Origin of the sequence: Enterococcus sp. AZ088 (assembly GCF_051714845.1) — a bacterium.
Taxonomy (GTDB): domain Bacteria; phylum Bacillota; class Bacilli; order Lactobacillales; family Enterococcaceae; genus Enterococcus; species Enterococcus faecalis.
Window position 1 is genome coordinate 907,277 of the sequence record NZ_JBIOSQ010000001.1, and the last position, 19,761, is coordinate 927,037.

Genomic DNA, 19,761 nt, shown 5'->3' on the forward strand with positions numbered 1-19,761 from the left:
TACAAAAGGGAGCATCCACTGCAGTTATTTCTCACAGCGGATCCTCTCTTTTGTGGTTAAAAAGAAAAAGTTAACTGCTCCCCAACAGTTAACTTTTAATCATGTTGCACATAGTTAAAACACTCTATGTATCATTTATATCATTTGAAACGGGTAGTGTAAAAAGAAATCTCTTGAAAAGAGTCTCCATTTATAGGGAAGAATTCCCATAAAAAAGAGAAACGTATAATCACAGAGAGTTAGAGAAAGCAAAGGGAAATAAGTATGTTAAAATAAGAAGCAAGAAAGAATACAAGTATGCAGAAAATAACAACTAATTAGGTGAAAACAATGGAAATACATTTTGAAAAAGTAACAAGCGATAATCGTAAAGCAGTGGAAAACCTACAAGTTTTCGCTGAACAACAAACCTTCATTGAATCAATGGCAGAAAATCTAAAAGAATCGGACCAATTTCCAGAATGGGAATCGGCAGGTATTTATGACGGCAATCAATTAATCGGCTATGCCATGTATGGACGTTGGCAAGATGGGCGCGTTTGGTTAGACCGCTTTTTAATTGATCAACGGTTCCAAGGACAAGGTTATGGGAAAGCAGCCTGTCGACTTTTAATGTTAATGCTAATAGAAAAATACCAAACAAACAAGCTATACTTGAGTGTTTATGATACGAACAGCTCAGCAATTCGGTTGTATCAACAACTCGGTTTTGTATTTAATGGTGAATTAGATACGAATGGTGAGCGGGTAATGGAATGGACACATCAGAATAAGTAGATAGAACAGGTGAGACAAAAGCCATAGCGCATTTTGTTTCACCTTTTTCTTTTAATTGGCTTCATTTGTTTACTTTTAGTAAGTAAAATGGTAAATTTAGTTCAATCTGTTTTGAAAAAAGAGTTACTGGAGGGTAAGGATGAAAATAGAATTTTTCCATGATGTTATTTGTAGTTTTTGTTTTCCAATGTCTGACCGCATGCATGAGATTCAACAAGAATTTCCTGAAATTGAATTGATCCATCGGTCGTTTGCGTTGGGGTGGTCCGCAAACGATTTTGAAACAATGTTTGGCTCACGAGCAGCAGTAAAAGAAGAAGTTTTGACGCATTGGGTGCATGCCAATCAAAACGATTCAAAGCATCGTTTTAATATTGAAGGGATGAGGAAGCAACGATTTGATTTTCCAACATCAAAGAATGCATTATTAGCAGCAAAAGCAGCTGGATACATTGGCAACCAAGACACTTATTGGTTACTGTTTGATAAGTTACAAGAAGGTTTATTTATGAGAAGTTTAAATATTGAAGAGCCAGAAGTAATTGAGGAGCTAGTAAAAGAGACAACGATTGATTTTGCTTTATGGAAAGAAGCTGTTGCTTCCGAGGCTGTTTGGGCGGCGGTTCAAGAAGATTTTGCGCTAGCTTCTGCTTATGGTTTACAAGGAGTTCCTGCACTAATCATTAATCAAAAATATTTAATTAATGGTGCAGTACCGAAACAGCAAATCAGCCAAACTATTCAAAAAATTCTCGCAGAAGAAAAACAACAGCAACCGTTAGTTTCATTAACTCCTTCTTCTGAAGAGTCAGCTTCGTGTGAGTTTAAGGAAGGCACATGGACGTGTCATTAAGCAGCATAAAATAACGTTATTCTTTGACAAAACGAAAGACTTCTGTAATAGTTAATGCGGGGGTGATAATATGTTTAACGCGTATAGAGAATACTGGAATAATATTACAACAATGAATGCGTCAGCAACACGAGCACAATATTGGTGGCCACAATTAATTAATTATTTGGTGTTAGGGATTTATTCAGCAATTACGGGCGTTTACAGATATATTGAAGTAACACCCAATGATGGAACAATCATTAAAGAATGGAATACCGTGACCATTATCTTTTTCTTGCTGACTGCTTTAATTTGGTTGGCAAACTTTACTGTTCGAGCAAGAAGATTGCATGATCGCGACCACAGTAACTGGTGGATTTTATTCTATTTACTTCCTTTTATCGGTACTTTAGTGATCTTCATTACATTAATTTTGCCAAGTAAAAGTCACACAAGATGGCCAGTGAATCAATCAGAAATTTAATTTGCTGGTTTCGTTTAGCTGATTATCTTAAGAGTGAAAATAGGACATAAGTCGAAATGACTTATGTCCTATTTTCTTTTTTATTTCAGAAAAATAAAAATATCTTCTGTATGATGGCACCTCACATTACGTGGTTCTTGATAAAAGGGCTATCTTTTTGGTAGATAGGGAAAACCATTAAGACGTTAAAAGTTTAATAAATCGAGCAATTCTCTTTTGTTAGAAAATAAGATAGCATCATTAATTAAAATACTTGGAACACTGGTTTCAATAATTGGTTGATTGGTAATAATCAAATCAAATTCTTCAAGTTGATGGTCACCTAATTGTTCTTCCGTAATTGCTAAAGTATTTGAACGAATTCGATGCAAAGCTAAAATATCGTGGACATAGTTTCCAATATATTGACTATGATTCAGGCCCATGTCGCTAATAATCAAAATCTTTTTTGAGTAGAAACTCTGGTTAATTTCTGGAAAAGTATTAAGCAACCAAAAAATATAAGAAGATGAATAGTTTAATAGATTTGTTTCTAAAAGAGCGGAAAAGAAATGCAATTCTGCTTTTAATCGTGCATATAAGTGAAGCTGAGTAAAATGAATTTGTCGAGTGAAAAAGGTGGCCCTTTGTGTCAATTCGGAGGTGTCAAAAGGCACTAATTGAGAAAACAAATAAAGACAGGTTAACAAGTGAACAGCGAAGTCGACGACTTCTTCTGTTAATTGTTCAATCTGTGAAAAAGCATTAAATTTTAAATTTTCACGTATTCTTTGACTGATGACTTCTTGGTCTTCGGAGTAGTATTGCTGAAAAGCGCCTCTTTGAAAATACCGGAGAACTTCTCGATAGGTCTCACGGCTGAGTCCAGTGAAATGACGACTGAGTAAAAGATAATCTTCCATTTTGATTGGACTCTTTTTATCTGTTTTTTTCTGGAAACGTTGTTGAAATCCTTGATGTTCTCTTAATAAATCAACAATAAAATACATAATAAAGAAATCGTGTTCATAACTGTTATCCATACTAATAATATTTAATTGGCATTGATTACGGCGCATTAATTGTTTGATTTCCTGCTTATCTAATTGATAAGGCAATTCATAATGACCATAATACATTAAAAAGAAAAAGGTTGTAAAAATACGTAAAGGCAATTCTTCTGTTTGGCTAGTTAATTGATAGCCTTGATCAACGATAACGCGAAGAGAGTAAGTTTCCAAGACCTGATTACACTGCTTCAATTTTCGAGCAAAAGAAGAGCGACTAATATTGATGGTATCGCAATAATATTCGATGGTTTTGCCAGGATTTTGGATAAACTCATGGAGCAATTGGGTGGTCGTTGACGTTTTTGCCATATCCGTCAGCACGTTTAAATATAAGGACACATTAAAGTTTTCTAAACGATAGCCTAATTTATGCGATGTTTTAATGGTTAAACTTTCGCCCCAACGCTGTTTAATCTCCTCAATATAACGAATAAAAGTAGACTCAGAACTACCAATATATTTTGCAAGTTCTTTTTTAGTCATCCATTTATCAGAAATGGATAAGACACGAATGATTTCTTCCATTTTCCGATAATTTTTTTCTAAAAACCTAATCATATTGTTTCCTCCCAAGTCCTTTACTTTAATGAAACAATCATCGAAACAATAACGCAATTTCAGAAATGAAACCGCTTGGTATGAAAGCTGGTGTGATTTAATGAGCTCCTTCTCTGTATAATAATTATCAGATTAGAATAATGAAATTTTACGTGCTAGGCAATTCTAATTTAACTGTTAATTCATAAAAGAAAGGAGAGAACAGACATTAAATTACTAAAGAAATTTGGGGTTTTCGGCGTAGTCTTTTTACTTGTCTCATCCTATTTCATACCGCTCATTGGCTATGCAGAAACAGCCAAAGAAGTTGAAATTACATCCGCTCAAATGATAACAGATGAGAATGATAAAACGAATATTAATATCGAGTTAAATCTTCTCAACCAAACAGAGCAGCCATTACAACGAGAAATTCAATTGAAAAATGCACAGTTCATGGATACTGCTGTAATTGAAAAAGACGGATATTCTTACCAAGTGACTAATGGTACGCTTTATCTGACTTTGGACGCACAAGTAAAAAAGCCGGTACAGCTTTCGTTAGCTGTTGAGCAAAGTTCGCTTCAAACAGCTCAGCCACCTAAGTTATTGTATGAAAACAACGAATATGATGTTTCAGTTACTTCTGAAAAAATAACAGTAGAGGATTCTGCTAAAGAATCAACTGAACCAGAAAAAATAACTGTACCAGAAAATACGAAAGAAACTAACAAAAATGATTCGGCTCCAGAAAAAACAGAACAGCCGACCGCAACAGAAGAGGTAACCAATCCATTTGCAGAAGCAAGAATGGCGCCAGCCACTTTGAGAGCGAATCTGGCACTACCTTTAATTGCACCACAATACACGACGGATAATTCTGGTACTTATCCGACAGCTAATTGGCGGCCCACAGGCAATCAAAATGTGCTAAACCATCAAGGGAATAAAGACGGTGGTGCACAATGGGACGGCCAAACGAGTTGGAATGGGGACCCTACTAATCGCACAAATTCTTATATTGAGTATGGCGGTACAGGAGACCAAGCCGATTATGCCATCCGAAAATATGCTAGAGAAACAACAACACCAGGGCTTTTTGATGTATATCTTAATGTGCGTGGGAATGTTCAGAAAGAAATCACGCCATTGGATTTGGTCTTAGTCGTTGACTGGTCCGGTAGTATGAATGAAAACAATCGGATTGGTGAAGTACAAAAAGGAGTGAACCGTTTTGTTGATACATTGGCAGATAGCGGTATTACCAATAACATCAACATGGGCTATGTTGGCTACTCAAGTGACGGTTATAATAACAACGCCATTCAAATGGGGCCGTTTGATACAGTCAAAAATCCAATTAAAAATATTACGCCAAGTAGCACTAGAGGAGGAACTTTCACTCAAAAAGCATTAAGAGATGCTGGTGATATGTTAGCAACGCCAAATGGACATAAGAAAGTCATTGTACTTTTAACGGATGGCGTCCCAACCTTCTCTTATAAAGTGAGTCGAGTTCAAACAGAGGCGGATGGTCGCTTTTACGGGACACAATTTACGAATCGACAAGATCAACCAGGTAGCACTTCTTATATCTCTGGTAGCTATAATGCGCCAGATCAAAACAATATCAATAAACGGATTAACAGTACGTTTATCGCCACGATAGGTGAGGCAATGGCCTTAAAACAACGTGGGATTGAAATACATGGATTGGGCATTCAATTGCAAAGCGATCCACGAGCTAATTTATCTAAACAACAAGTTGAAGATAAAATGCGTGAGATGGTGTCAGCCGATGAAAATGGAGACCTTTATTATGAATCCGCGGATTATGCACCAGACATTTCTGATTATTTAGCGAAAAAAGCCGTTCAGATTTCAGGAACGGTTGTAAACGGAAAAGTAGTTGATCCAATTGCTGAACCTTTTAAATACGAGCCAAATACATTATCAATGAAAAGTGTGGGTCCTGTTCAGGTTCAAACATTACCAGAAGTGTCGCTAACAGGCGCTACAATTAATAGTAATGAGATTTATTTGGGTAAAGGGCAAGAAATTCAAATTCATTATCAAGTACGTATTCAAACAGAGTCAGAAAACTTCAAACCTGATTTTTGGTATCAAATGAATGGTCGGACAACGTTTCAGCCATTAGCCACGGCCCCTGAAAAAGTTGATTTTGGGGTTCCTTCGGGAAAAGCACCTGGCGTGAAGTTAAACGTGAAAAAAATCTGGGAAGAGTATGATCAAGACCCGACAAGTCGGCCAGATAATGTGATTTATGAAATTAGTAGAAAGCAAGTAACTGACACAGCCAACTGGCAAACTGGGTATATTAAATTATCAAAACCAGAAAATGATACCAGCAATAGTTGGGAGCGCAAAAATGTAACCCAACTTTCCAAAACCGCGGATGAAAGCTATCAAGAAGTTCTTGGGCTTCCCCAATACAACAATCAAGGACAAGCTTTCAATTATCAAACAACCCGTGAATTAGCAGTTCCTGGTTACAGTCAAGAAAAAATCGACGATACTACTTGGAAAAACACGAAGCAGTTCAAGCCATTAGATTTAAAAGTAATCAAAAATTCTTCCTCAGGTGAGAAAAACTTAGTGGGAGCCGTCTTTGAATTGAGTGGTAAAAATGTTCAAACAACATTAGTGGACAATAAAGATGGTAGCTATTCCTTGCCAAAAGATGTGCGCCTACAAAAAGGGGAACGCTATACATTAACTGAAGTAAAAGCACCTGCAGGACATGAGTTAGGCAAGAAAACGACTTGGCAAATTGAGGTGAGTGAGCAAGGCAAAGTAAGCATCGATGGACAAGAAGTGACCACCACAAATCAAGTTATTCCATTGGAAATTGAAAATAAATTTTCTTCTTTGCCAATCAGAATTAGAAAATACACCATGCAAAATGGCAAACAAGTGAACTTAGCAGAGGCGACTTTTGCGTTGCAAAGAAAAAATGCTCAAGGAAGTTACCAAACTGTGGCAACTCAAAAAACAGATACTACAGGATTGAGCTATTTTAAAATTAGTGAACCTGGTGAGTATCGAATGGTGGAACAATCAGGACCATTAGGCTACGACACTCTTGCTGGAAATTATGAATTTACTGTTGATAAATATGGGAAAATTCACTATGCAGGCAAAAATATTGAAGAAAATGCGCCAGAATGGACACTGACACATCAAAATAATTTGAAACCTTTTGACTTAACAGTTCATAAAAAAGCCGATAATCAGACGCCACTTAAAGGAGCGAAATTCCGTTTAACAGGACCAGATACGGATATTGAATTACCAAAAGATGGCAAAGAAACGGATACTTTTGTTTTTGAAAACTTAAAACCAGGGAAATATGTTCTAACAGAAACCTTTACGCCAGAAGGATATCAGGGGTTAAAAGAACCAATCGAATTAATAATTCGTGAAGATGGTTCAGTCACGATAGATGGGGAAAAAGTAGCAGATGTTTTAATTTCTGGAGAGAAGAATAATCAAATTACTTTAGACGTTACGAACCAAGCAAAGGTTCCTTTACCTGAAACTGGTGGCATAGGACGCTTGTGGTTTTACTTGATAGCGATTAGTACATTCGTGATAGCGGGTGTTTATCTCTTTATTAGACGACCAGAAGGGAGTGTGTAATCAATGAAAAACGCACGTTGGTTAAGTATTTGCGTCATGCTACTCGCTCTTTTCGGGTTTTCACAGCAAGCATTAGCAGAGGCATCGCAAGCAAGCGTTCAAGTTACGTTGCACAAATTATTGTTCCCTGATGGTCAATTACCAGAACAGCAGCAAAACACAGGGGAAGAGGGAACGCTGCTTCAAAATTATCGGGGCTTAAATGACGTCACTTATCAAGTCTATGATGTGACGGATCCGTTTTATCAGCTTCGTTCTGAAGGAAAAACGGTCCAAGAGGCACAGCGTCAATTAGCAGAAACCGGTGCAACAAATAGAAAACCGATCGCAGAAGATAAAACACAGACAATAAATGGAGAAGATGGAGTGGTTTCTTTTTCATTAGCTAGCAAAGATTCGCAGCAACGAGATAAAGCCTATTTATTTGTTGAAGCGGAAGCACCAGAAGTGGTAAAGGAAAAAGCTAGCAACCTAGTAGTGATTTTGCCTGTTCAAGATCCACAAGGGCAATCGTTAACGCATATTCATTTATATCCAAAAAATGAAGAAAATGCCTATGACTTACCACCACTTGAAAAAACGGTACTCGATAAGCAACAAGGCTTTAATCAAGGAGAGCACATTAACTATCAGTTAACGACTCAGATTCCAGCGAATATTTTAGGATATCAGGAATTCCGTTTGTCAGATAAGGCGGATACAACGTTGACACTTTTACCAGAATCAATTGAGGTAAAAGTGGCTGGAAAAACAGTTACTACAGGTTACACATTGACGACGCAAAAGCATGGATTTACGCTTGATTTTTCAATTAAAGACTTACAAAACTTTGCAAATCAAACAATGACTGTGTCGTATCAAATGCGTTTAGAAAAGACCGCTGAACCAGACACTGCGATTAACAACGAAGGACAATTAGTCACGGACAAGCATACCTTGACTAAAAGAGCCGCAGTTCGTACAGGCGGCAAGTCTTTTGTCAAAGTTGATAGTGAACATGCGAAAATCACCTTGCCAGAGGCTGTTTTTATCGTCAAAAATCAAGCGGGGGAATACCTCAATGAAACAGCAAACGGGTATCGTTGGCAAAAAGAAAAAGCATTAGCTAAAAAAATCACGTCTAATCAAGCCGGTGAATTTTCAGTTAAAGGTTTAAAAGATGGCCAGTACTTCTTGGAAGAAATCTCTGCACCAAAAGGTTATCTTCTGAATCAAACAGAAATTCCTTTTACGGTGGAAAAAAATTCTTATGCAACGAACGGACAACGAACAGCACCGTTACATGTAATCAATAAAAAAGTAAAAGAGTCAGGCTTCTTACCAAAAACAAATGAAGAACGTTCTATTTGGTTGACGATTGCAGGCCTGCTAATCATTGGGCTGGTAGTCATTTGGCTATTTTACCAAAAACAAAAAAGAGGAGAGAGAAAATGAAGCAATTAAAAAAAGTTTGGTACACCGTTAGTACCTTGTTACTAATTTTGCCACTTTTCACGAGTGTATTAGGGACAACAACTGCATTTGCAGAAGAAAATGGGGAGAGCGCACAGCTCGTGATTCACAAAAAGAAAATGACGGATTTACCAGATCCGCTTATTCAAAATAGCGGGAAAGAAATGAGCGAGTTTGATAAATATCAAGGACTGGCAGATGTGACGTTTAGTATTTATAACGTGACGAACGAATTTTACGAGCAACGAGCGGCAGGCGCAAGCGTTGATGCAGCTAAACAAGCTGTCCAAAGTTTAACTCCTGGGAAACCTGTTGCTCAAGGAACCACCGATGCAAATGGGAATGTCACTGTTCAGTTACCTAAAAAACAAAATGGTAAAGATGCAGTGTATACCATTAAAGAAGAACCAAAAGAGGGTGTAGTTGCTGCTACGAATATGGTGGTGGCGTTCCCAGTTTACGAAATGATCAAGCAAACAGATGGTTCCTATAAATATGGAACAGAAGAATTAGCGGTTGTTCATATTTATCCTAAAAATGTGGTAGCCAATGATGGTAGTTTACATGTGAAAAAAGTAGGAACTGCTGAAAATGAAGGATTAAATGGCGCAGAATTTGTTATTTCTAAAAGCGAAGGCTCACCAGGCACAGTAAAATATATCCAAGGAGTCAAAGATGGATTATATACATGGACAACGGATAAAGAACAAGCAAAACGCTTTATTACTGGGAAAAGTTATGAAATTGGCGAAAATGATTTCACAGAAGCAGAGAATGGAACGGGAGAATTAACAGTTAAAAATCTTGAGGTTGGTTCGTATATTTTAGAAGAAGTAAAAGCTCCAAATAATGCAGAATTAATTGAAAATCAAACAAAAACACCATTTACAATTGAAGCAAACAATCAAACACCTGTTGAAAAAACAGTCAAAAATGATACCTCTAAAGTTGATAAAACAACACCAAGCTTAGATGGTAAAGATGTGGCAATTGGCGAAAAAATTAAATATCAAATTTCTGTAAATATTCCATTGGGGATTGCAGACAAAGAAGGCGACGCTAATAAATACGTCAAATTCAATTTAGTTGATAAACATGATGCAGCCTTAACTTTTGATAACGTGACTTCTGGAGAGTATGCTTATGCGTTATATGATGGGGATACAGTGATTGCTCCTGAAAATTATCAAGTGACTGAACAAGCAAATGGCTTCACTGTCGCCGTTAATCCAGCGTATATTCCTACGCTAACACCAGGCGGCACACTAAAATTCGTTTACTTTATGCATTTAAATGAAAAAGCAGATCCTACGAAAGGCTTTAAAAATGAGGCGAATGTTGATAACGGTCATACCGACGACCAAACACCACCAACTGTTGAAGTTGTGACAGGTGGGAAACGTTTCATTAAAGTCGATGGCGATGTGACAGCGACACAAGCCTTGGCGGGAGCTTCCTTTGTCGTCCGTGATCAAAACAGCGACACAGCAAATTATTTGAAAATCGATGAAACAACGAAAGCAGCAACTTGGGTGAAAACAAAAGCTGAAGCAACTACTTTTACAACAACGGCTGATGGATTAGTTGATATCACAGGGCTTAAATACGGTACCTATTATTTAGAAGAAACTGTAGCTCCTGATGATTATGTCTTGTTAACAAATCGGATTGAATTTGTGGTCAATGAACAATCATATGGCACAACAGAAAACCTAGTTTCACCAGAAAAAGTACCAAACAAACACAAAGGTACCTTACCTTCAACAGGTGGCAAAGGAATCTACGTTTACTTAGGAAGTGGCGCAGTCTTGCTACTTATTGCAGGAGTCTACTTTGCTAGACGTAGAAAAGAAAATGCTTAATTTCTAGCATCACCGAAGAAATTTTTAGAAAAACAAAGAGCCTGGGCCAATCACTGTCCCAGGCTTTCATGCTTTATTTTTAAGGAGGAAGCAATGAAGTCAAAAAAGAAACGTCGTATCATTGATGGTTTTATGATTCTTTTACTGATTATTGGAATAGGTGCATTTGCGTATCCTTTTGTTAGCGATGCATTAAATAACTATCTGGATCAACAAATTATCGCTCATTATCAAGCAAAAGCAAGCCAAGAAAACACCAAAGAAATGGCTGAACTTCAAGAAAAAATGGAAAAGAAAAACCAAGAATTAGCGAAAAAAGGCAGCAATCCTGGATTAGATCCTTTTTCTGAAACGCAAAAAACAACGAAAAAACCAGACAAATCCTATTTTGAAAGTCATACGATTGGTGTTTTAACCATTCCAAAAATAAATGTCCGTTTACCAATTTTTGATAAAACGAATGCATTACTATTGGAAAAAGGAAGCTCCTTGTTAGAAGGAACCTCCTATCCTACAGGTGGTGCGAATACACATGCGGTCATTTCAGGACATCGTGGTCTCCCTCAAGCCAAATTATTTACAGATTTGCCAGAATTAAAAAAAGGCGATGAATTTTATATCGAAGTCAATGGGAAGACGCTCGCTTATCAAGTGGATCAAATAAAAACCGTTGAACCAACTGATACAAAAGATTTACACATTGAGTCTGGCCAAGATCTCGTCACTTTATTAACTTGCACACCGTATATGATAAACAGTCATCGGTTATTAGTTCGAGGACATCGTATCCCATATCAACCAGAAAAAGCAGCAGCAGGAATGAAAAAAGTGGCACAACAACAAAATTTACTATTATGGACATTACTTTTAATTGCCTGTGCGTTAATTATTAGTGGCTTCATCATCTGGTACAAGCGACGGAAAAAGACGACCAGAAAGCATGGAAATTAACGATTCGTATAATAAAAGTGACTATGTTTTTATTTTTTTAAACCCTTTACGTAGTAAATCAATGACCAAACCTAAGCAAAAATAAGTACAAAAATGAAGACCAGAAGAAATCAACATTCTGGTTGTTAAAGGCTGCTGGGAATAATAAGTATCCAGCGCAGGCGTTTGGTGAATAATAGAAAAACCTAGAAAATCTGTAAGGGCCAATAGAAATCCCTTACTATCATATCCAGAAAACCAAAGTAGTATGACGAAAAGGCTAAACATACTAAAAAAAAGAGTAAAAAAATAGCTTTTCAATTTTTAATCCTCCTTATCGTGCATAATTGAACCAGAGAAACAGAAGTATTAACGAAATAACTAAAAGAGCAAGCCCTGAATAAAAAGCGACAAAGGGCCAATCAATCGACTGTTTAAATTCCTGCCAAGTTTGGATTTTTCTGTTTTTTTTCGCGCTATCCTCAAGCGTGAGTAAATAATTCAATAGTAAGAGGAGCAGCAACACCGTGAAATCATTTGTGGTAAAAAGCACATGTAAAAATAGAATGACAAAGACAACACGGGATAACACTCGATTCCGCAAAATTAAAAATAACTTAGCACGCATAATAAATCACCATTTCTTATCAGAGATAATGAATCTGTTTTTGTCTACTCTTTAGTTATATCATAAAATTCTTAATAATGAAAAAATGATTCGAGAAAATAATTGAAAAAAAGTTTTTTTTTCCTGAATCATTATTTTCGTAAATAAAGAATAAACGTGTTACTCTTGGCTTATCAAATTTGGAAGGAGTGTTAAAAATGAAATATCTGGATATTATTGCTTTAATTTTATTGATTGTCGGAGGTTTAAACTGGTTATTAGTTGGTGCATTTAATTTTGATTTAGTTGCAACAATTAGTGGCGGTGCAACCACACCATTAGCAAAAATTATCTATATTATTGTCGGAATTTGTGCGATTTATTCTATTAAGTTTTTAGCTCCTTTGTTCCGCGAACCATAGGATTGATTTAAAAGATTTAGATTAACGTGAAGTTATTTTGACTTAGCAATTGAGAGTTTCCTTGAGAAAGGGGACTCTTTTTTTATTTTCTATATTCGTTTCAGAAGGTTTAGACAAGCTCAAAAAATATTTCAAGAGAGCTGCGTTGTTTTCAAAATAGAACCTAGCATTACCTCGAACGTACCTCAAATAACCTGTGTCTTTTTTTGAATCATTAGTTCAAATTGATGTGATCACTAGTGAGAAAAATCAGCTCTAGGATATATAGGAAAATATAAGCATCAAATAGGGATTTCGATGATAAATTATCTTTTTCCTTGTTATGATTATAACAAGGAAAAAGAAAGTAGGGATTTATTTATGGAATTACAGGTGACAAAAAAGGCTAAATTTTTTTGTTTGGCGATGGCATTACTAATGACATTAGGTATTTTTATCAGCGCTGGTACAAGTGTTTATGCATCTGACCAGCTAGAGGATTCAGAAGTTGAGGCTGTAGCAAAAGGACTGGAAGAAATGTATGCGAATGGAGTGACGGAAGATAACTTTAAAAACTATGTCAAAAATAATTTTGCTCAGCAAGAGATTTCTTCAGTTGAGGAAGAATTAAATGTAAATATTTCTGATGCTTCAACAGTAGTTCAAGCACGTTTTAATTGGAATGCATTAGGAAGTTGCGTTGCTAACAAAATCAAAGATGAGTTTTTTGCAATGATTAGTATCAGCGCAATTGTAAAAGCTGCACAAAAGAAAGCCTGGAAAGAATTAGCAGTGACTGTATTACGCTTCGCTAAAGCCAATGGGTTAAAGACGAATGCTATTATTGTAGCTGGACAACTAGCTTTATGGGCAGTTCAATGTGGGCTAAGCTAATGAATTTAAAAGATCATGTTACGGAAATAGTAATTACTTTTATCATCGCTTTTGTGTATACTTGGATAGATTCAGGAGAAATTGAAATCTTAAAAACTCTTTTGATAACAATAATATTTTTAGCCATGTTCTATGCAATACCCAAAATCACCAATAGAAAAAGAAAATGAAGTGGTTTTAGAAAGATAATGTGATAGGAAGTGTAAGAGGAGGTAACGAGCCTTCTCTTGCTTATAGAAAAAAAGAGCTAAAACCTTTATTTTATAAGGTTTTAGCTCTTTTTTGTTTTTCTCTACTTTTCTAAAAATGGAGATGGCGGGAGTCGAAGTGTTTTGCTACTTAAAAATAAGAAACAACAGATTACTGTTATATCAATGTTTCTCAAATTTTATTTTAAACAGAAACACTTAAAATTAAGCTAAAAATAGCTCTAGTTTAAAAATTTTGGGTCAAAAGTGTGTCATTTTAGTAGATAAATATATGTATAAATCATTGTTTTGTCGCAACTAAATCTTTTAAGTTTTTTATCAAAAAACACATAAATATACAAAAAAGTAGTCTAAAAGCGATTAGACTACTTTTTTATATATCTTTATATATAAATTATTAAGAAATTGTTAAGAATAATAAAAATGACAAAAAATATTTTATAGTATATAACTTTTATACTCAATCATATCGCAAAAATTAGAAATGCTTATATATCAATATTGTTGATGTATCAATGATTGACAGTTTAATTTTTATGGTATATTTGATTGATACATAAATTATAAATAAAGTCAACATTTAAATTTGACTTTATTTTTAAATATGCTATAACTGTAGATGTAACAGACAAAAGTATTGTATCTTTATAAATACAAAAATAAAAAAGGAGTGATTTATTTGAAAAATGAAGCGAAAGAAGGTGTTTTAAGACAAGAGTTGTTAGATTTAATCAATAAAAAAGGAGTAAAGCAGTCATTTATAGTTAGTAATTGCAATATATCGAAACAGCATTTAAGTAACTATCTAAAAAAGGGTTACAACATTAGTGATAATAAGAAATCAGAGTTAAAAAATTTTCTAGAAAAATATTATATTTAAATGAATACAAAAATAAAAGGAAGGTAAATATCATGAAAAATAAGGAAATTAAGCAATTAAAAGAGTTGGGATTAGATAGTGAACAAATAGAAATATATTATGCTTTAGTAAGTGATTTTAAACATCAAAAATACACAACAAAACAGTCTGAAACATTAGCATTGTATATTGTTTTAAGAGCTAATGCTATAACTAATTCAATTTTTGATAAGGATTTTTAATAAAAAATTTCAAAACAAATATTATATCTAAAATAATATAAAAATGGAGTGATTGAAATGTCAACAAAAAGACAAGAAGAACAATTATTTAATCAACTAGTATTTAGTAATGAAGAAGAATGGACAATAGAAACATTAAAAGATTTAATTAGCAATCATGAAACATGCAAAAACAGCTATTTTTGGAGGTCAGGATTTAGTGCAGATAGTAGAATTGAAACAGAGCAAAGATACAGTAGATATGCCGAATTTGAATTGGAAAATGGTGGATTGTTAGTAGTTAAACAAAATTTAAAACAATCATGTAAACATACTTACTATTACATGCTTATCTATATTGAAGATAATGATATTGAAGTAACAAATATGAACCTTAAAACATTAAAATCATTACTAAATCAATACTTAACTTACAATTTAGAATCACAAGTAGTAACACTTTAAAGTGTTTTAAAAAATTTAAAAATAATTATTGTATTCATTTGAATACTAAAAAATAAAAAGGACGGTAAAAATACTATGCAAAAAATTATTGAAGGAAAAAAATATGACACAGAAACAGCAACATTAATAGCAACTTATGAGTACTCTAATCAAAGAGATTTTAATTATTGTTTAGAAGAGCTTTATCAAACTAAAAAGGGGGCATTTTTTATGTATGGTGAAGGTGGTCCATTATCAAAATATGCGAAAGAAATCGGAAATAATACAACATCAGGTAGTTGTGAAATGTATCTAGTTTCTGAAGAAGAAGCTAAAGAATTTGCAATGGAAAACTTAGGTGCTGAGGATTTTGAAGAAATTTTTGGAGAAGTTGAAGAAGGTTGATTTTAAAGGTTTTTAAGTAGTTAGATATTAAGTTATCTAACTACTGATAAAGTTTTTAAAATTTAAAAACTAAAAAAATGACAGAAGGGAGTGTAAACATGCAAGTATATTTAGATAATCAACAATTTAAAAACAAACCAAAAAATTCAGAAATTGGAATAATCACAAACAAAATATATAAACAAAAAGCAGATTTAGATTTAAGAGATTTGGCTGAAGAAATAGCTGAAAAAGGCAGAACAGTAATGTTAGCAACTTATATAGCTAACTTAAAACAATCAGAATTAGAGCAACAATCACTACTAATGCTTGATTTTGATAACACAGATTTAAATAATCAATTTACTTTAGAGCAAGCACTTAATGATAAATTTATTAAAGACAATGCTTGCTTTATGTATAGAACATTTAGCAATTCTAAAGCAGTTGATAAGTTTAGAGTTGTATTTGCTTTAGAATCTGAATTAAACACAGCAGACGAAGTGACAAGAGCATATAGAACTTTATTATCTAAATATCCTCAAGCAGATAGACACACAATTAACCCTAACCGCCTGTTTTTTGGGAGTAATAGTGGTTTTATAGAGATTGATTTTAATAATAGACTTAAAAAATCTGAAGTGGTAAAAGAAGTTTTAGAAGTAAAAGAAAAAGTAAAGAAATATAAAGTAAATATACCTAAAAAATTTGAAATCATTGATAATACTAATGTTTATGACTTAATCAAAGACAAAAAATTTAAGCAAGCAAAAGAAATTATTGCTATTAAATATAGCAATACTAATGTTTTAAATAATCAATTCAAAAATGAGACTTCAGTCAATCACTTTTTTAAAACTGAGGTAGATATGTTAGAATTTCTTGATTTACCTTCTTCAAAGTCTTTTAATTGCATTGTTTTTGAAGACAATAAACCAAGTGCAGGAGTTTACATTTCTGAAACAGAAACACAGATTTATCATAATTTTGCTAACAATTATCGAGCTGATTTAGTTAGATTAGTTGCTAAATTAGCTGACATAACAGCATTCGAAGCTATTGAACTATTAATGTATCTAACAGATAGTCAATTAGTAACTGATACTTTGATTCAGCGACAAATTAGAACAGTGGATTATCTAATTAGTAGTTTAGAAAATCCTGATTTATCAAATCTTTATCCAACTTCTTATAAATTTTTAAGTCGAAATTTGGAAGAAATTACATCAATGCTTAAGATTGTATCTGAGTATAAATATATAGACAGTAGTGGTAATGTTAAGATAATGAGCTATCTAACTGTTGATTCTTTGACTAAACAAATCATTCATAGAGTCAAACATAAAAATGTAAGCAAAGAAACAGTAGTTAAATGTATGTATTTACTAACTTTGACAGATATTTTAATCAAAGAGAAAATAGAAAATGTGGATAAGCAATTATTAGAAAACATTGATAAATCTAGAGCTAAAAGCAATAACGAAACAGGTTTAAAAAGATATAAAAGATACCCAAATTTTTTGAGCATAGCAGACAATGCAGATTTAGAAACTGTTGAAAGCATTCTAAAAGAATTAAATTCTAAAAAATTTACAGTTGAAGGAAGTTTGAATTTTGAATGGTTATATACTAACTATAGTAAAGAAATAGCATTAAAAGTATTTCCCCAAAAATTTGATTCTGAAGTTAAGAATATTACTGATAATTTAGTGATAAGTAATGATTCGACCAAAAAAATTGAAATGATAATGAGTGTAATACATACTTATCTAACAACAAATGATACAAATTACATTAAAAATTCGACACTTGTCGAATTATTGAAAGAAAATAAATTCCCGAAAATACAGAAAAACCTAACAAAATTTAGGAATAAAGTAGCTTTAGAATATAGCAATTACTACTCGCAAGACTTAGCTTTTGATAAAATATCTAATGACTTAAAAGAGCAATTAGGTATTGATAAATCAACAGTAATCAAAGGTAATATATTTTATCTAAAATAATAAAAAATGAAAGGAGAGTACTGATTCAACAGTATTCTTTTTTATTTGCTATCTATTTATTCAATACATAAGATTAAGTAATATACTACATAAATTAATCATTATCAATGTAAGCTAAATACTGATATATCAATCTTATCTTTACTTTAATTGCTTCTTACCCCCCCTATATATAATATAATATTACTTTAGGGGGGGTATAAAAGGTTATCATTGATATATCAAGCTTTAAAGCACTTATTTTTCTAAATTTAAGGATTGAGTATTAGCAAGCAGAGCTTGCTTACTTATATAGATGTTTAAGTTTAGTCAAAAATGTAAAATTTGCTCTCTATTTAAAAATCAATAAAAGAGTGATATATCAATACTTATTAACTGTTTATCATTAGATATTTAAATTATTTGAGATAAAAAACACCTTAAATTTAAAAGTTAGTGTAGAATTACCCATAAATATTTTTTAAATGAATTTGAGAGGTATTTTTTCAAAAATAGATGCTTAAAACCTTGATATAACAATAATCTCTCTTTTTTGTCAACATAATAAAAACCCCTATAAAATCAAGGTTTTAAAGGGGGCATTTTTTAAGTGTGTTTTGTCATTAATTTTGAGTAAAAAAAAGACCTCGATTTGATGTCTTAATTTATGATTGCTTTTATTTCAACTTTAATGTTAGTTTCATTTAGATATTTTGTAATTTGTTCTAACTCTTTCTTTGCTTCTTCTTTTTCTTCAGTAGTTGCATTTTTATATAATTTAACAATATTTTTAGCTTGTTTTTCAATGTTTTCTGAAATCAAATCTAAGTATTCTCGATTTTTTTTTATCTGTAAATCTCTATGATAATAGTAATTTCCATTAAAATCTATAAAATGTTTATGATTTTTTAAATTAAATATTTTATCTCTATCGATTGTTAGATTACCTAATTTTGCTCTCTTTTTAAGTTTATCTTTCAACCTTTCTTTTGAGTTGTTACTGCCATTTATGCTGTGTATAAAAATTGGAAACTCGCTGTTAATTACTAAAATAAAGTCGATTCCAAATTTTTTATCTAAAGTGTCTGATGTTAATACATGAGCTTTAATCCCTTCAGCTTTTAATGTTTGTAAAGCCTTATAAATCTTATAATCTTCCGATAAAAAAGCATTGTAGAAAGTTGCTAATCTGTATCTAATTGCAGTATCGAGTATATTTTCTAACTGCTTATTAGCTTCAATTTCTCTTTTTACAAAGCGATTTGCATGTAAATAAGAGCTTTTTACACCATCAAAAGCATAGTCAACAAATTGAGTTTTGCAATTGACCTTTTTAAATAGACTAATTAAGTCAATATCAAAAAAATTAAATTGATTAAAATCAGAAACAATTCTATCTCTAAAATTATTAGTAATTTCTTCATTGATTAAATCATTATTTTTAAATTTTAGCTCGATAGTTTGTAACTCTTTTTCTGTCATTTTCTGTTTTTTTATTTCTAACATACATCATCCTCTCCAGTTTTTATTTTTGTATTTTTTTAAATACAATTTGTAAACTAACTATCTATATTTATATCATCATTTTTTGAATTAATCAAATTTAAACAACACTTTTAAATAACATTTGATAAATCAACTTTTTACTTACATGACAATCTATATAAAGTGGTGCATATATTGGTATGTAAGTAAATAATCTAATAAAATTAAGTCTTTTAAGCATAGTGTTGTTTAAATTTGACTACAGATAAATAACAATATATAATTTAATTATAGATTAAAAATGTATCTAGAAAAATACAATAAATCTTGATAAATAAGGAGTCTTTAAAGGTATCCTGATAAAAGAGTGATTTATCAACTGTTTTAAACCTTTTTATTTTTAATTAAAAAGGTGGAGAGGTGTTGCTACAGACCTGCTACAGCTATGCTACAGATATGCGGTAGCTATGCAGTAAATTTAAGTGATTTAAACATATCAAATTTTACTATTTTATAAAAAATAGTAAGTATAAAGGTTGATAAATAAGCTTTTTGAAGAGGTTAAATAAAACAAATAATGATTAAAAATTTTCTTGATTTTTAGAAAAAAATGGTCAAAAGGGGGTGTTTTAATTTTTTTAAATAAAAATTTATGATTTTTGAGGTGATTTTAAGATAAAAAATCT

The 19,761-nt window shown here is 32.7% G+C and carries 19 protein-coding genes; 15 read left to right on the forward strand and 4 right to left on the reverse strand.

The window, feature by feature from the left end; translation table 11 throughout:
• The first annotated feature begins 330 nt into the window (after window positions 1–330).
• From IGL17_RS04590 to IGL17_RS04600, 3 genes are all read left to right on the forward strand, one after another.
• Complete coding sequence (locus IGL17_RS04590) at window positions 331–777, forward strand: GNAT family N-acetyltransferase (RefSeq protein ID WP_002396414.1); 447 nt, start codon at window positions 331–333, stop codon at window positions 775–777.
• Window positions 778–916: 139 nt separating this feature from the next.
• Entirely contained in the window at window positions 917–1,630 is a 714-nt protein-coding gene (locus IGL17_RS04595) for a DsbA family oxidoreductase (protein WP_016618002.1), read from the forward strand.
• A 70-nt stretch (window positions 1,631–1,700) separates the two neighbouring features.
• Window positions 1,701–2,096, forward strand: coding sequence for a DUF805 domain-containing protein (locus IGL17_RS04600; RefSeq protein WP_002358131.1), 396 nt, complete (start codon window positions 1,701–1,703; stop codon window positions 2,094–2,096).
• Window positions 2,097–2,281: 185 nt separating this feature from the next.
• On the opposite strand, the gene IGL17_RS04605 is transcribed toward IGL17_RS04600, so the two are convergent.
• Entirely contained in the window at window positions 2,282–3,703 is a 1,422-nt protein-coding gene (locus IGL17_RS04605) for a helix-turn-helix domain-containing protein (protein ID WP_438760008.1), read from the reverse strand.
• A 174-nt stretch (window positions 3,704–3,877) separates the two neighbouring features.
• Between IGL17_RS04605 and ebpA the strand changes: the two genes are divergently transcribed.
• The 4 genes from ebpA (at window position 3,878) to srtC (ending at window position 11,607) form a co-directional block, all read left to right on the forward strand.
• The gene (ebpA, locus tag IGL17_RS04610; RefSeq protein ID WP_154212439.1) at window positions 3,878–7,342 is read left to right on the forward strand and encodes an endocarditis and biofilm-associated pilus tip protein EbpA; all 3,465 of its coding nucleotides are present in this window, start codon (window positions 3,878–3,880) and stop codon (window positions 7,340–7,342) included.
• A 3-nt stretch (window positions 7,343–7,345) separates the two neighbouring features.
• Complete coding sequence (gene ebpB, locus IGL17_RS04615; RefSeq protein WP_016618000.1) at window positions 7,346–8,776, forward strand: endocarditis and biofilm-associated pilus minor subunit EbpB; 1,431 nt, start codon at window positions 7,346–7,348, stop codon at window positions 8,774–8,776.
• Window positions 8,773–10,656 (forward strand): endocarditis and biofilm-associated pilus major subunit EbpC, encoded by a 1,884-nt coding sequence (ebpC, locus tag IGL17_RS04620; RefSeq protein WP_002379310.1) that lies wholly within the window; start codon window positions 8,773–8,775, stop codon window positions 10,654–10,656. Before ebpB ends, ebpC begins: the two co-directional genes overlap by 4 nt.
• A gap of 93 nt (window positions 10,657–10,749) precedes the next feature.
• Window positions 10,750–11,607, forward strand: a complete 858-nt coding sequence (gene srtC / locus IGL17_RS04625) for an Ebp pilus assembly class C sortase (protein WP_002360607.1) — start codon at window positions 10,750–10,752, stop codon at window positions 11,605–11,607.
• A gap of 21 nt (window positions 11,608–11,628) precedes the next feature.
• On the opposite strand, the gene IGL17_RS04630 is transcribed toward srtC, so the two are convergent.
• Together IGL17_RS04630 and IGL17_RS04635 are read right to left on the reverse strand one after the other, a co-directional pair.
• Window positions 11,629–11,907, reverse strand: coding sequence for a hypothetical protein (locus IGL17_RS04630; protein ID WP_229201965.1), 279 nt, complete (start codon window positions 11,905–11,907; stop codon window positions 11,629–11,631).
• Between the two features lie 13 nt (window positions 11,908–11,920).
• Window positions 11,921–12,214 (reverse strand): hypothetical protein, encoded by a 294-nt coding sequence (locus tag IGL17_RS04635; RefSeq protein WP_002358125.1) that lies wholly within the window; start codon window positions 12,212–12,214, stop codon window positions 11,921–11,923.
• 197 nt (window positions 12,215–12,411) lie between these two features.
• Here IGL17_RS04635 and IGL17_RS04640 point away from each other — a divergent pair, with 197 nt between their 5' ends.
• The 8 genes from IGL17_RS04640 (at window position 12,412) to IGL17_RS04675 (ending at window position 17,611) form a co-directional block, all read left to right on the forward strand.
• The gene (locus IGL17_RS04640; RefSeq protein ID WP_002381996.1) at window positions 12,412–12,615 is read left to right on the forward strand and encodes a DUF378 domain-containing protein; all 204 of its coding nucleotides are present in this window, start codon (window positions 12,412–12,414) and stop codon (window positions 12,613–12,615) included.
• A gap of 360 nt (window positions 12,616–12,975) precedes the next feature.
• Window positions 12,976–13,488 carry an enterococcin EntV gene (entV, locus tag IGL17_RS04645; protein ID WP_002358120.1) on the forward strand — a complete coding sequence of 171 codons (513 nt, stop codon included), beginning with the start codon at window positions 12,976–12,978 and terminating at the stop codon, window positions 13,486–13,488.
• Window positions 13,473–13,658: a hypothetical protein gene (locus tag IGL17_RS04650; RefSeq protein ID WP_002384733.1), complete on the forward strand. Its 186-nt coding sequence runs from the start codon at window positions 13,473–13,475 to the stop codon at window positions 13,656–13,658. Before entV ends, IGL17_RS04650 begins: the two co-directional genes overlap by 16 nt.
• Before the next feature lie 709 nt (window positions 13,659–14,367).
• Entirely contained in the window at window positions 14,368–14,577 is a 210-nt protein-coding gene (locus tag IGL17_RS04655) for a hypothetical protein (RefSeq protein WP_242508446.1), read from the forward strand.
• Between the two features lie 32 nt (window positions 14,578–14,609).
• Window positions 14,610–14,798: a hypothetical protein gene (locus IGL17_RS04660; RefSeq protein WP_104681237.1), complete on the forward strand. Its 189-nt coding sequence runs from the start codon at window positions 14,610–14,612 to the stop codon at window positions 14,796–14,798.
• Between the two features lie 57 nt (window positions 14,799–14,855).
• A complete protein-coding gene (locus tag IGL17_RS04665) occupies window positions 14,856–15,242 on the forward strand; it encodes a hypothetical protein (RefSeq protein WP_104874995.1) in 387 nt (128 codons plus the stop codon).
• Window positions 15,243–15,317: 75 nt separating this feature from the next.
• Window positions 15,318–15,626 carry a hypothetical protein gene (locus IGL17_RS04670; RefSeq protein WP_104681398.1) on the forward strand — a complete coding sequence of 103 codons (309 nt, stop codon included), beginning with the start codon at window positions 15,318–15,320 and terminating at the stop codon, window positions 15,624–15,626.
• Window positions 15,627–15,724: 98 nt separating this feature from the next.
• Window positions 15,725–17,611: a hypothetical protein gene (locus tag IGL17_RS04675; RefSeq protein ID WP_174115539.1), complete on the forward strand. Its 1,887-nt coding sequence runs from the start codon at window positions 15,725–15,727 to the stop codon at window positions 17,609–17,611.
• A gap of 639 nt (window positions 17,612–18,250) precedes the next feature.
• On the opposite strand, the gene IGL17_RS04680 is transcribed toward IGL17_RS04675, so the two are convergent.
• Window positions 18,251–19,096 carry a hypothetical protein gene (locus tag IGL17_RS04680; RefSeq protein WP_438760012.1) on the reverse strand — a complete coding sequence of 282 codons (846 nt, stop codon included), beginning with the start codon at window positions 19,094–19,096 and terminating at the stop codon, window positions 18,251–18,253.
• Between the last annotated feature and the right edge of the window lie 665 nt (window positions 19,097–19,761).